Here is a 12,867-nt window from a genome sequence, read left to right on the forward strand (position 1 = left end):
ACGTATGTTTACGGGTTTGGTGGCGGCGGTGGGCCGCATCGACAAGGTACAGCCCCTGAGCGGGGAAGCGGCGGGCGTCAAGCTGGATATCGATGCCGGCGACCTGGACATGAGCGACGTCGCCATCGGCGACTCGATTGCGGTGCAGGGCGCCTGCATGACGGTGGTGGCCCTGTCGCCGCGCGGCTTCGAGGTCGATGTCTCGCGCGAGAGCCTGCGCCTGACGGTTGGCCTGGACCGCGAGGGCGCGCCGGTCAACCTGGAGAAATCGCTGGGCCTGGGCGACAAGCTGGGCGGCCATCTGGTGTCGGGCCATGTCGATGGGCTGGGTACGGTGCGCCGCTTTGCGCCGGCGGGAGAGTCGCGCGAGCTGGTGATCGCCGTGCCGCAGGCGTTGGCGCGATTCCTGGCGTACAAAGGTTCGATTACCGTCAATGGCGTGAGCCTGACGGTCAATCGCGTGGATGACGCGGCCGAGGGCTGCGACGTCAGCATCAATGTCATTCCGCATACGCAGGCTGTCACCACGCTGGGTCAATTGCAGGCCGGCGATCAGGTCAACCTGGAGATCGATATGATTGCCCGTTATGTGGAGCGCATGCTGCGTGCCGGCGTGATGCCGGGCGTGGCCGGCTGAACCACGGACAGCGTCAGTGTCGGCAAGACGGCGGCCCGCGGGCCGCCGTCTTGCTTTGTTCTGCCAGGGGGGCGCTCAGCCGGCCTCGCCGGCCAGGAAGGATTCGATGGCGCTGACCAGCGCGAGGGGCGTCTCGTTCATCGGATAGTGGCCGGCGTTTTTCAGGATCTCGAGCGAGGCCCGGGGATAGCGGCGCAGGTAGGTGCGCGTCATCAGGGCCGCGGTGAAGGTGGGGTCGTGTTCGCCCACCAGAACTTTCACCGGGTGAGTGCCGGTGATCGCATCGCTGAAGTCGGTGTCGGCCCAGGCGCTCAGATAGGCGCCAAAGGCATCCGGGCAGGCATGGGCGGCCGAATAGTCGGCCTTCCATGCGACCCAGGTGTCGGGCAGGCGCATGCCGGTGCTGCGATCGATGATGGCCTTGCGGTATTCCGGCTCGCGGGCTGCGGCTTCGAGAAACTGCCGGGTCGGTGCATCGTATCGGACGCCGCCGCAAGGGACTGGCGCCACGGCTACCAGCGCCCGCACCCGATCCGGCGCCAGGGTGGCAATGCGTTCGATTGCCATGCCGCCCATCGAATGGCCGACGAGGCTGAAACGATGGATATCGAGTGCGTCCGCCAGCGCCAGCGCATCGTGGGCGATTTCGTCGATGGTGCAGGCGCCTGGCGTGTGCATGCGGTCGCCATAACCCCGGTAGTTCATGAAGAGATAACGGAAGGCATTGCCGTTCAGCCAGGGTTCCATGGGCGCGAAGGCATGGGCGTCGCCGAACCAGCCGTGCAGGACCAGCGCGGTGTGTGGGCCATTGCCCACGCAATGAAAGGAGTTGGACATCATGATTCCGCAGTGAAGGAGAGACCGTCTTGGGAGGGATCGGCGCAGGCCGATGGGGCAGATCGTAGGTCGCCCCGGCGGGGCCCGCCTTCGGCATCGGGTCAATCGCTATAGAATTTGGGCCATGCGCAATACCCTGGTCGATCCTTTCGAAGATATTCCTCGCGGTGTGGTCGTGACGGCGAATGAGTACGTTGCCGGATCTTCGTTCCCGGTCCATCGGCATCGGCGCGGGCAGTTCGCATTCGCCTCGCGGGGCACGATCAGTGTGGCCACGCCGCAGGGCCGGTGGCTGGTGCCGCCGCAACGTGCCTGCTGGGTGCCGGCAGGCATCCCCCATGAGATGACAATGCGTGGCCACGTCACCATGCTCAACGTCTTTGTGTCGCCGCAGGAGGTGCGGGCGCAGCAGCTGCCGGCCGATTGCGGCGTGCATGGCGTGTCGCCGCTGCTGCGGCATCTTCTGGAGGAAGCCATCGATCTGCCTGCCTTGTACGAACTCGAGGGACGCGCCGGCAAACTGATGAGCCTGCTGCTGGCGGAGATCGCGGTGATGCCGCGTCTGTCGTTGCATGCGCCGTTGCCGGCCGAGCCGCGTCTGGCTGCGGCTTGCCGGTGTCTGTTCGATGCGCCGTCGCTGGCGTTCGGGCTTGACCGCATGGCCGCCGAGGCGGGCATGAGCCGACGTACCTTCACGCGGCAGTTTCGCAAGCAGACGGGGGTGAGCTTTGCGCAATGGCGTCAGCAGGTGTGTCTGCTGGCGGCCATCGAGAGGCTGAGCGCCGGCCAGGCCATCACGCGCATCGCGCTGGATCTGGGATATGTCAGCCCGAGCGCATTCTCATCGGTATTCCGGCGCGTACTCGGAATGCCGCCAAGCCAGTATCTGCGGGCGCAGCGCGCAGCCTGAGCCCGGCGCTTGTGTCACCGGGCGCCGTTTGCGCTGGGCGTCAGCGCGCCGGCCGTTTCGTACGGTATCGAAAAGCATGTAGGGGAAACTCCGCAATCCAACCGCCACGCAGCGCGGTACCCTGTCTATTGTGTGTGGTGAAAGCGCGACGACTACATAGTGGGGTGGCCCCGGCGGCGCAATTAGGACTGGCGAGGCTGGAGTGACAGGCACACAATGACCTGGACCCCCTGAGTTTTGGCTCCGCGCCGCGGATCCATTTCACGTCTGGCCAAGTAGGAGGGTTTGCCGTGCATAGCATCCTCGATAGCTTCAAGTCCCAGTACGCCCGCGACCAGGACACCGAACTCTCGCTGCAAGAGTATCTGTCACTGGCCCGTCAGGATCCGATGATCTACGCCAGTCCGGCCGAGCGTATGCTCGCTGCCATCGGCGAGCCGGAACTCATCGATACACGCAACGATCCGCGTCTGTCGCGCCTGTTTTCAAACCGCACGATCCGGCGCTATCCCGCGTTCAAAGAGTTCTACGGCATGGAAGAGGTGATCGAGCAGATCGTCGCTTTCTTCAAGCACGCCGCGCAGGGTCTGGAGGAGCGCAAGCAGATCCTGTACCTGCTGGGGCCGGTGGGGGGAGGCAAGTCGTCCATCGCCGAGCGCCTGAAGGCCTTGATGCAGGACTACCCCATCTATGCGCTGAAGGGGTCGCCCATCAACGAGTCGCCACTGGGCTTGTTTGCGCCGGACCGCTATGCCGAGACCCTGCAGGCCGAGTACGGCATCGCGCCACGCTATCTGAGCGGCATCATGTCGCCCTGGGCGATCAAGCGCCTGAAAGAGTTCGACGGCGATGTCACGCAGTTCCGCGTGCTGCGGGTGCACCCCTCGGTGCTGCGCCAGGTGGCCATCGCCAAGACCGAACCGGGCGATGAGAACAACCAGGATATTTCATCGCTGGTGGGCAAGGTCGATATCCGCAAGCTCGATCGCTATTCGCAGGACGATCCGGACGCCTATAGCTACAGCGGCGGGCTGTGCCTGGCCAACCAGGGGCTGCTGGAGTTCGTGGAGATGTTCAAGGCGCCCATCAAGATGCTGCACCCCTTGCTGACCGCGACGCAGGAAGGCAACTTCAAGGGCACCGAAGGTTTTTCGGCCATTCCCTTCAATGGCGTGATCCTGGCCCACTCCAACGAGTCGGAGTGGCAGACCTTTCGCAACAACAAGCACAACGAAGCGTTCCTGGACCGCATCTACATCGTCAAGGTGCCATACTGCCTGCAGGTCAGCGAAGAGCAGCGCATCTATGAGAAGCTGCTGCGCAACAGTTCGCTGGCGCAGGCGCCGTGCGCACCGGGCACGCTGGAGATGATGGCGCAGTTCTCGGTGCTCTCGCGCCTGAAGGAGCCGGAGAACTCCAGCCTGTACTCCAAGCTGCGCGTGTATGACGGCGAAACCCTGAAGGATGTGGATCCCAAGGCCAAGTCGCTGCAGGAGTACAAGGACTACGCCGGCACCGACGAGGGCATGACGGGGGTGTCCACCCGCTTCGCCTACAAGATCCTGGCCAGCGTCTTCAACTATGACCAGGTCGAAGTGGCCGCCAACCCGGTGCACCTGATGTATGTGCTGGAGCAGCGCATCGCGCGCGAGGATTTCCCCGACGAACAGCGCCGGCGCTACCTGGAGTTCATCAAGGGCTATCTGGCGCCACGCTATGCCGAGTTCATCGGCAAGGAGATCCAGACGGCCTATCTGGAGTCGTACTCGGAGTATGGCCAGAATATCTTCGACCGCTATGTGACCTTCGCCGATTGCTGGATCCAGGACGAGGAGTTCCGCGACCCCGAAACCGGCGAGAGTTTCGATCGCGCCGCGCTCAATGACGAACTGGAGAAGATCGAGAAGCCCGCCGGCATCGCCAACCCCAAGGACTTCCGCAACGAGATCGTCAATTTCGTGCTGCGCGCGCGCGCCAACAGCGGCGGACGCAACCCGGACTGGACCAGCTACGAGAAGCTGCGCGAGGTGATCGAGAAAAAGATGTTCTCCAACACCGAGGATTTGCTGCCGGTGATCTCGTTCAATGCCAAGGCTTCCGCCGATGACAAGCGCAAGCATCAGAGCTTTGTGGATCGCATGGTCGGCAAGGGTTATACCGAGAAGCAGGTGCGCTTGCTGTGCGAATGGTATCTGCGCGTGAGGAAGTCATCCTGAAGGAGAGGCGTCATGAACACGTTCATCGATCGCCGCCTGAACGGGCGCAACAAGAGCGCCGTGAATCGCGAACGTTTTCTGCGCCGCTACAAGGAGCAGATACGCAAGGCCGTGCAGGAGAGCGTGCGCGAACGCTCGATCACGGACATGGACCAGGGCGCCGAGATCAATCTGCCGGCGCGTGATATCTCCGAGCCCCGCTTTCGCTTCGGCGAAGGCGGCGACCGGGAGATCGTGCATCCCGGCAACCGCGAGTTCGTCAAGGGCGACGCCATCGCCCGGCCCCAGGGCGGCCAGGGGGAGGGGGGAGCGCAGCCGGGCGAAGGAGACAGCGTCGATGCCTTCACCTTCAGTTTGTCGCGCGAGGAGTTCCTCAAGCTGTTCTTCGACGATCTGGAGCTGCCGCAGCTGGCCCGCACGCAGCTGGGAGACGTGTCGCAGAAGCACTGGCGCCGCGCCGGCTACACCACCACCGGTGCGCCCAGCCAGCTGTCGATCGCCCGCAGCCTGAGGGCCTCGCTGGCGCGCCGCATGGCGCTGGGCCTGAATGCGCGCAGCGAGGCCGATGAGGCCGAGCAGGCATGGCGGCAGGCGCAGGCGAGGCAGGCCGACGAGCAGGAGCTGGCTGCCTTGCTAGAGGTCTGGCAGGCCGCGCAGCGCCGCGCCGCGCAAGTGCCCTTCCTGGATGAGATGGACCTGCGCTATCGCCATCGGGTCGAGCAGGCTACGCCGGTGGCGCGTGCGGTGATGTTCTGCCTCATGGATGTGTCCGGGTCGATGGATGAGCGCAAGAAAGACCTGGCCAAGCGCTTTTTCACCCTGCTGTATCTCTTTCTGTCGCGCAAGTATGAAACCGTGGAGCTGGTGTTCATCCGCCATACGGACAGCGCCGAGGAAGTCGACGAGCAGGCTTTCTTCCACGATCCGAAGAGCGGCGGCACCATCGTCCTTTCGGCCCTGGAGCTGATGGATCAGATCGTGCAGGCGCGCTATCCGCCCGCAGCCTGGAACGTGTATGCCGCCCAGGCCAGCGACGGCGATTCGTTCGGCGCCGACGCCGGGCGCAGCGCACGCTTCCTGGCCGAGCGCCTGTTGCCGGCAACGCGTTATTTTGCCTATATCGAAGTGCCCGAGACGAGCGAGGCGCGCAAGAGCAGCCTGTGGGCCGAGTATGCCGAGCAGCAGGCGCCCCATTTCGTGATGCGCCGCATCCACGAACGCGGCGAGATCTATCCGGTCTTCCATGAGCTCTTCAAGAAGGAGGCCGCATGAGCACCGCCATGCTGGAACGCACGCCGGCCCTGCCCACAGGCGCGGACTGGAGCTTCGAGGCCCTGCAGCGCTACGACGAGGCGATCGCGGCCGTAGCCCGTGGCTATGGCCTGGATACCTATCCCAATCAGATCGAGGTCATCACCTCGGAGCAGATGCTCGATGCCTATGCGTCAGCGGGGCTGCCGCTGGGCTATCCGCATTGGTCGTATGGCAAGGAGTTCATCCGCAATGAGCAGTTCTATCGCAAGGGCATGCAGGGGCTGGCCTATGAGATCGTGATCAACTCCAACCCCTGCATTTCCTACCTCATGGAGGAAAACACCCTGCCCATGCAGGCGCTGGTGATCGCGCATGCCTGCTACGGGCATAACTCCTTCTTCAAGGGCAACTATCTGTTCCGGCAGTGGACCGACGCGGACGGCGTGCTGGATTACCTGGTGTTCGCGCGCAAGTATGTGATGGATTGCGAGGCGCGCCATGGCATCGAGGCGGTCGAGGCGGTGCTTGACGCTTGCCACGCGCTCAGCCTGCATGGCGTGGACCGCTACAAGCGCCCGCCGGCGCTGTCCCTGCGCCAGGAGGCGGCGCGCCAGGCCGAGCGCGAGGAGCACGCGCGGATGCAATACAACGACCTGTGGCGCACGGTGCCGCGTGGCGCCGTGCCGCTGGCGCCTGCGCCGCAGGAGCGCTTCCCGGCCGAGCCTCAGGAGAACCTGCTTTATTTCATCGAGAAATTCTCGCCCGTGTTGCAACCCTGGCAGCGCGAGCTGGTGCGCATCGTGCGCAAGCTGGCGCAGTATTTCTATCCTCAGACCCAGACCAAGGTGATGAACGAGGGCTGGGCTACGTTCTGGCACTACACCCTGTTGAACCATTTGCACCGGCAGGGCCAGGTCGGCGATGGCTTCATGATGGAGGTGCTGCAAAGCCATACCAATGTGGTGTGCCAGCGCGGCTTTGACGAGCGCGGCTATGGCGGCATCAACCCCTATGCGCTGGGCTTTGCGATGATGCGCGATATCCGCCGCATCTGCGAGGCCCCGGACGATGAGGACCGGCGCTGGTTTCCCGAGCTGGCCGGCGCCGACTGGCACGGGGCGCTGGACTTCGCAATGCGTAATTTCAAGGATGAGTCTTTCATTCTGCAATACCTGTCGCCGCGGCTGATGCGCGAGTTCCGCCTGTTTGCCATTGCCGATCACGAGGCCAGTCCGGTACTCGAGGTGGCCGCCATCCACGACGACGAGGGCTATCGCCAGTTGCGCAGGTTGCTGGCCGCCCAGCACGATCGCGACAACCAGGTGCCCGACGTGCAGGTGCAGCGCTTTCAGCGGGACAGCGATCGCGCGCTGGTGCTGCGGCATCGCCGCCACCGCGGGCGTGCGCTGGCGGCTGCCGAGGCCGAACAGGTGCTGCGCCACGTCGCCCGGCTGTGGGGGTTTCGCGTGCGCCTGGAAGAGGCCGGCGCCGACGGCACAGTGCTGGCTTACCGGCAGATCGACGTCTGATCGCAGGCGTTGCGCGAGACTGCGATTAGACGCGAACGTCGATAGCCCCTATACTTGGCAGCTCGTTTTAGCAAACACCAGACATCTGGCGGAGTGAAAACCGCTCCTGAGGATGTCCAGCATCAAGGCCGCGCACAGCGGCCCGGCAGAAATGCCGAAACCCCTGTCCAGGCCGCTCGCGGCCGAGGATGACACCCGCCGGCTCACAAAGCCGGTGCATTGCCGAACCGCATCGGGCCTTGCGCCTGTACCCGTCAGCCCCCTTGCGGTCACCAGACGAGCGCGCGCTCGCGCTGGCGGCAACCGCCCATTGAGGCATTGACCTGTGTTCTTCATGGACAGGTGTCCGCTCGTGCGCGCGCGGCAGGGGATTCGCTTTCTGCAATGGGGTAATGCCGCCCATCGCATGTTGCGCAACCGGCATCCGCGCGGTAGATGCGAGGGTGGCCGCAGGCGGACCAGTAAGGAAAAAAGACCAAGATGCAAGAGACAGAATTCTTCCAATTGTCGGCAACGACCGCGGTACTGCTATTGGTGGCGTTCTACGGGGCCACTTTTCTGATGTCGCTGATGATCGGCCGCAAGTCGGAGAACGTGGACGGCTACATGGTGGCCAGCAGCTCGGTGGGGTTCGGGCTGTCGGCGGCCAGCATGATCGCCACCTGGATCTGGGCAGCCTCTTTCTATGCCAGCGCGACATCGGGGTACAAGTACGGGCTCTCCGGGCCCATCCACTACGGGTTCTGGGGCGCCTTGATGGTGCTGTTCATCTACCCTTTCGGCAGACGCTTTCGCAAGCTGGCGCCCAAGGCCCACACGCTGGCCGAGGTGATCCACGCGCGGCATGGCGCATCCAGCCAGATGATCATGGCAGTGTCCAACCTGGTGGGCAGCTGCATCAGCCTGATGGTGAACTTCACGGCGGCTGGCGCGCTGGTATCCATGCTCAGCCCGCTGAGCTTCATTCAGGGCGTATTGATCGCCGGGCTGGGCGTGCTGTCGTACACCCTCTGGTCAGGGTTTCGCGCCTCGGTGATGACCGACTTCGCGCAGTTGGTGGCCATGATCCTGGCCGCCATCGTCATCATCCCGCTGATTTTCTTCAACGCCGGCGGTCCGCAGATGCTGGAAGCCAATATGTGGCGGCTCAATGCCGAGCAGGCCGACTTCTTCTCGACGCGGGCCTTTCTGGAACAGGGCGCACCTTATTTCGTGGCGGTGCTGGCCTATGCCATCGGCAACCAGACCATTGCGCAACGCTTGTTCGCCGTGCGCGAAGACCTCATCAAGCCGACCTTTCTGACGGCTACCGTGGGTTATGGCGCGGTGGTGATCGGCCTGGGCATGCTGGGCCTGCTGGCGCTGTTCGTGGGCCTGGAGCCGGTTGATGGCAACATGAACAACATCATCCCGCAGATGGCCTCGACCTATCTGCCGCCGGTGGGCATTGCGCTCTTTTTCATCCTGGTGGTGGGGTCGCTGTCCTCGACGGCCGACTCCGACCTGGCCGCGCTGTCGGCCATCGTCATGACCGATATCTACGCCAAGAACGTGGCCCGCGGCCGTCCGTGCCCGCGCCGCATGCTGATCTGGGGGCGCGCCACCATGATCGTGGCCACCATGATCGGGGTGATCTTCGCCAGTCTGCGGCTGGATATCCTGGTGATGCTGGTGTTTGTGGGGGCATTGTGGGGCGCGATCGTGTTCCCGGTGATCGTGAGTTTCTATTGGGATCGCGTCGATAACCGGGCTTTCTTCTGGTCGGTGATCTCTGCCGTGGCGCTCTTTACCATCGTGCGTTTCGAACTGATTCCGATCAGCGGCCCGGTTGCGGTGTTCTACGAGCTGTGCGCGGCCATCGGCGGCGGCGTGGTGCTGGGGTTGATGACGTTCGCCTTTTTCCGCCGCGAGCTGGCCATCGCGGTGGGCGTGATCGCGACCCTGGTGTTCGTGCCGTATTTCCTGGGAACGCTGCGCGAGTACATCGTCTTGCTGGGCTCGCTGACCGCCTATGGGGTGAGCACGGTGGTGTGCGTGGCGCTCAGCCTGCGCAGCAAGGAGCGCTTCGATTTCGATCTGCTGGCCGATCGTGTGACGTCCTTTCATGACGAGAAGGCCCGCATGCTGGACGCCGAGCCCCGGCCCACGCCGCAGCCCGCGCGCGGCTGAGTCCCTTTCAAGGAGCCATGAATATGCTGACTTTCTATTTTCTCGTCTGGCCGGTGATTTCTTTTGCGATCCTGGCGATTCTCATCGTTGCGCTGCGACGCGACATCCGGGCCGCCCGCAAGTCCGGCGATGCGATGCTCTGAGCGCTAGCGCCACTGCCTGGGCGGCATGCCCATGTGGCGGTGGAACATGGCGCTGAAGGCGCTTGGGCTCTGGTATCCCAGGTCCAGCGCCACCGTGGTGACCGGCACGCCTTCGGCCAGCCGGCGCACGGCCTCCAGGAGGCGCGCCTGTTCGGTCCAGCGGCGAAAGCTCAGGCCGGTCTCGCGCAGAAAGCGCCGGTACAGCGTCCGGTCGCTGACGCCCAGCCGCGCGGCGGCACACGCCGGCGTGGCGGCCAGCGTCGGCTCGGCCAGCAAGTCCGCGCACAGGTCGCGCAGGTCGTCGCTGGCCGGCAACGGCAGCTCAAAGCCGCCGGCAGGCAGGCGGCCCAGTTCCAGCAGCAGGGCTGCGCTCAGTACGTCGTGCTCGGGGCCGCCCTGGCGCGGGGCGGCCGTCTCCGACACCCGCAACATCAATTCGCGCATCAGGGGCGTGACCTCAAGGACGGCGCACCCGGCCGGCATGTTGCGGGTGAGGCTGGCGTCCAGGTAGAGCGAGCGCATGTCCACGGTGCTGCTCATGCGGATCTCGTGCACGACCTGCGCCGGGATCCACAGCACCCGGGTAGGGGGAACAATCCAGAGCCGGCGCTGCGTGCTGATGCGCATCACGCCATGCGAGGCATATAACAGCTGGGCGCGTTCGTGCCAATGTGGGCGGACATGAAAGTCTGCCTGCAGCGTGCGCCTTCGCGTGACCACGCCCGGCGCATCCGGATAGACCACGCTGATGATGGGGGCGCCGGGCTTGTCGGGATGGGAGGCTGGTTTGTCCATTTCTCGATAGTTTCAGTCAGAACACCGAGAGACAGAATAGTCGCTTCTCGGCACACTGGAGCATCCTCCCGGCTCTGGCATGGCGACTTTCATGAACGTTTCCGATCCTCCCCGACCGCACGCTCGTCCCGTGACGCTCTTGTTGAACGTGGCCCACGGCATCGACCATATGTTCCTGCTGATCTTCGCGACGGCCGTGGGCGCCATCGCCAGCGACTTCGGCTTTGCCCAGTGGGAGGACCTCATGCCCTATGGCGTGGCTGCCTTCTTCATGTTCGGCATCGGTTCCTGGCCGGCCGGCAAGTTGGGCGATGTGTGGGGGCGGCGGCGCATGATGCTGCTGTTTTTCTTTGGCATCGGTGCGGCCACGCTGCTGTGCGCGCTGGCCGGCAACGCCTGGCAATTGGCGGGCGCACTTGCCCTGGTCGGCTTGTTCGGGGCGATCTATCACCCGGTCGGCATTCCGATGATCGTGCAGCATGCGCCCAACCCGGGGGCGGTGATCGGCGTGAACGGGCTGGCGGGCAACCTGGGCGTGGCCGTGGCGGCGCTGGTGACCGGCGTGCTGGTCCAGACGCTGGGCTGGCGTGCGGCCTTCGCGGTGCCGGGTGCGCTGGCCATCGTCTGCGGCCTGATCTTCATGCGTGTCTGCCCCGAGGAGGCCGAGGCGCCTGCGCGACGCAAGGTCCGCGCGCCCGTCACGCTCTCGCCGCAAGCGCTGGCGCGCGCCTTCGCCGTGATGACGGCGGCAGCCATCACGGGCAGCCTGCTGTTCAATTTCACCACCAATGGCAATGCGCAATTGCTCGATGAGCGCTTGCAGCACGTCGTCGACGATCCGGTGCTGGTGGGGGCCTTGCTGGCCGCGATCTATGTGGTGGCGTCGTTCGCGCAGATTGTGGTGGGGCGCCTGATCGATCGCGTGGCGCTCAAGCCGCTGTATCGGTCCATTGCGCTGTTCCAGGTGCCCCTGCTGCTGTGGGCGGCCTGGGCGCAGGGGTGGGCGTTCTATGCCGCCTTGCTGGGGGCGATGATCTTCATCTTCGGCGCGATTCCTTTCACCGACGCCATGATCGTGCGCTATGTCGATGATCACAGCCGCTCGCGCGTGGCCGGCATGCGCCTGACGGTGTCCTTCGGGGTGAGTTCGCTGGCGGTATGGCTGCTCGGGCCGCTGGTCAAGGAGGCGGGTTTTACCACGCTGTTGCTGGTGATGGCGGGGCTGGCGGCCTGCACGGCGGCCATGGTCTCGCTGCTGCCGGGCGAACCTTCGTCCAATACGCCGCTGAAGCCGGCTCGCGCCGGCTCCTGAAGCGCGCCTTTCGCGGCTTACTGGGCCTTGATGCCTCGCGCCGGGATCAGTTCGGCCCACAGCGCCGTTTCCTTGGCCAGATGCTCCTGCAGGGCCTGCGGGCTGCTGCCGATGGCCTCGGCGCCGATGGAGGACAGCGTCTGCTGCACCTTGGGGTCGGCCAGCGCCTGGCGCATTGCCTGGTTGAGGGCCTGTACCCGCTCGGGGGGCGTGCCGGCCGGGGCAAAGGCGCCGAACCAGGGCATCAGCTCGTAGTCGGGCACCCCGGCCTCGGCCACGGTCGGCACATCGGGCAGCGCCTGCGACCGTTTGGCGGTGGTGACTGCCAGGGCGCGCAACTTGCCTGCCTGGATATGAGGTCCGGCCGAAGTGATGCTGTCGAACATATAGTCCACCTGGCCGCCGAGCAGGTCGGCAATGGCCGGCCCGCTGCCCTTGTAAGGCACATGCAGCATGTCGACCGGCGCCATGGCGGTGAACAGCTCTCCGGCCAGATGGATGGATGTGCCCACGCCGGCCGAGGCGTAGGTGTATTCGCCCGGCTTGGCGCGCCCCCGCGCAATCACTTCCTGTACCGAGGTCGCGTCATTGCGTTCGGCGTTGGTGACCAGCACGTTGGGCACCACGGCCAATAGCGAAACCGGCGCAAAGTCCTTTTGCGGGTCGTAGTTCAGCCCCGGATAGAGCGCCGGATTCACCGCCATGCCATTGGCCGCGATCATGATGGTGTAGCCATCGGGGGCGCTGCGGGCCACGCTGGACGCGCCGATGTTGCCGCCCGCTCCCGGGCGATTCTCGACCACGAAAGACGTCTGCATCTGGCGCCCCATGGCCTCGCCCAGGGTGCGTGCGATGCTGTCCATGGCCCCGCCAGGGGGAAAGGGAACGATCCACTTGACCGGACGCTCGGGGTAGCCGGCGGCCTGGGCGGCCGTGGCGGCGAAAAGGGCGCAGCCGGCCATCGCGGCACGGGCCAGAAGGGGGAACAAACGCATCACTGTCTCCTGATTATGGTTCTTCGAGGCGCGCGGCGGCCCGGCTCCGGGCAGAGGGCTTACCTCTGTT

General features: G+C 64.9%; 11 protein-coding genes. 8 read left to right on the forward strand and 3 right to left on the reverse strand.

Annotation, left to right across the window (positions count from 1 at the left end; translation table 11 throughout):
* Positions 1–4: 4 nt before the first annotated feature.
* On the forward strand, positions 5–637 hold the full coding sequence (locus A7V84_RS13825) for a riboflavin synthase (RefSeq protein ID WP_063491569.1): 633 nt from the start codon (positions 5–7) through the stop codon (positions 635–637).
* Positions 638–712: 75 nt separating this feature from the next.
* On the opposite strand, the gene A7V84_RS13830 is transcribed toward A7V84_RS13825, so the two are convergent.
* Positions 713–1,474, reverse strand: a complete 762-nt coding sequence (locus A7V84_RS13830; RefSeq protein WP_063492542.1) for an alpha/beta fold hydrolase — start codon at positions 1,472–1,474, stop codon at positions 713–715.
* A 124-nt stretch (positions 1,475–1,598) separates the two neighbouring features.
* Between A7V84_RS13830 and A7V84_RS13835 the strand changes: the two genes are divergently transcribed.
* From A7V84_RS13835 to A7V84_RS21695, 6 genes are all read left to right on the forward strand, one after another.
* Entirely contained in the window at positions 1,599–2,384 is a 786-nt protein-coding gene (locus A7V84_RS13835) for an AraC family transcriptional regulator (RefSeq protein WP_115638844.1), read from the forward strand.
* 299 nt (positions 2,385–2,683) lie between these two features.
* Positions 2,684–4,600 (forward strand): PrkA family serine protein kinase, encoded by a 1,917-nt coding sequence (locus A7V84_RS13840; protein ID WP_376765111.1) that lies wholly within the window; start codon positions 2,684–2,686, stop codon positions 4,598–4,600.
* 12 nt (positions 4,601–4,612) lie between these two features.
* Positions 4,613–5,872 carry a YeaH/YhbH family protein gene (locus A7V84_RS13845; RefSeq protein ID WP_063491567.1) on the forward strand — a complete coding sequence of 420 codons (1,260 nt, stop codon included), beginning with the start codon at positions 4,613–4,615 and terminating at the stop codon, positions 5,870–5,872.
* Positions 5,869–7,383: a SpoVR family protein gene (locus A7V84_RS13850; RefSeq protein WP_025515587.1), complete on the forward strand. Its 1,515-nt coding sequence runs from the start codon at positions 5,869–5,871 to the stop codon at positions 7,381–7,383. The genes A7V84_RS13845 and A7V84_RS13850 overlap by 4 nt, the downstream gene beginning before the upstream one ends.
* Positions 7,384–7,863: 480 nt before the next feature.
* A complete protein-coding gene (locus A7V84_RS13855; RefSeq protein ID WP_025515590.1) occupies positions 7,864–9,552 on the forward strand; it encodes a sodium:solute symporter family protein in 1,689 nt (562 codons plus the stop codon).
* A gap of 23 nt (positions 9,553–9,575) precedes the next feature.
* Entirely contained in the window at positions 9,576–9,695 is a 120-nt protein-coding gene (locus tag A7V84_RS21695) for a putative transporter small subunit (RefSeq protein ID WP_376765108.1), read from the forward strand.
* 3 nt (positions 9,696–9,698) lie between these two features.
* On the opposite strand, the gene A7V84_RS13860 is transcribed toward A7V84_RS21695, so the two are convergent.
* The gene (locus A7V84_RS13860; RefSeq protein ID WP_033534998.1) at positions 9,699–10,490 is read right to left on the reverse strand and encodes an AraC family transcriptional regulator; all 792 of its coding nucleotides are present in this window, start codon (positions 10,488–10,490) and stop codon (positions 9,699–9,701) included.
* A gap of 91 nt (positions 10,491–10,581) precedes the next feature.
* Here A7V84_RS13860 and A7V84_RS13865 point away from each other — a divergent pair, with 91 nt between their 5' ends.
* Complete coding sequence (locus tag A7V84_RS13865) at positions 10,582–11,802, forward strand: MFS transporter (protein WP_063492541.1); 1,221 nt, start codon at positions 10,582–10,584, stop codon at positions 11,800–11,802.
* 17 nt (positions 11,803–11,819) lie between these two features.
* On the opposite strand, the gene A7V84_RS13870 is transcribed toward A7V84_RS13865, so the two are convergent.
* Complete coding sequence (locus tag A7V84_RS13870; RefSeq protein WP_063491566.1) at positions 11,820–12,797, reverse strand: tripartite tricarboxylate transporter substrate binding protein; 978 nt, start codon at positions 12,795–12,797, stop codon at positions 11,820–11,822.
* Positions 12,798–12,867 lie beyond the last annotated feature (70 nt).

Source organism: Bordetella trematum (genome assembly GCF_900078335.1).
GTDB classification, from domain to species: Bacteria; Pseudomonadota; Gammaproteobacteria; order Burkholderiales; family Burkholderiaceae_B; genus Bordetella; species Bordetella trematum.

Excerpts from the sequence above, each read along its gene's own strand:
- A7V84_RS13870 (WP_063491566.1), bottom strand. The coding sequence starts at position 12,797 with ATGCGTTTGTTCCCCCTTCTGGCCCGTGCCGCGATGGCCGGCTGCGCC.
- A7V84_RS13865 (WP_063492541.1), top strand. The coding sequence starts at position 10,582 with ATGAACGTTTCCGATCCTCCCCGACCGCACGCTCGTCCCGTGACGCTC.
- A7V84_RS21695 (WP_376765108.1), top strand. The coding sequence starts at position 9,576 with ATGCTGACTTTCTATTTTCTCGTCTGGCCGGTGATTTCTTTTGCGATC.
- A7V84_RS13860 (WP_033534998.1), bottom strand. The coding sequence starts at position 10,490 with ATGGACAAACCAGCCTCCCATCCCGACAAGCCCGGCGCCCCCATCATC.
- A7V84_RS13845 (WP_063491567.1), top strand. The coding sequence starts at position 4,613 with ATGAACACGTTCATCGATCGCCGCCTGAACGGGCGCAACAAGAGCGCC.
- A7V84_RS13855 (WP_025515590.1), top strand. The coding sequence starts at position 7,864 with ATGCAAGAGACAGAATTCTTCCAATTGTCGGCAACGACCGCGGTACTG.
- A7V84_RS13850 (WP_025515587.1), top strand. The coding sequence starts at position 5,869 with ATGAGCACCGCCATGCTGGAACGCACGCCGGCCCTGCCCACAGGCGCG.
- A7V84_RS13825 (WP_063491569.1), top strand. The coding sequence starts at position 5 with ATGTTTACGGGTTTGGTGGCGGCGGTGGGCCGCATCGACAAGGTACAG.
- A7V84_RS13835 (WP_115638844.1), top strand. The coding sequence starts at position 1,599 with ATGCGCAATACCCTGGTCGATCCTTTCGAAGATATTCCTCGCGGTGTG.
- A7V84_RS13830 (WP_063492542.1), bottom strand. The coding sequence starts at position 1,474 with ATGTCCAACTCCTTTCATTGCGTGGGCAATGGCCCACACACCGCGCTG.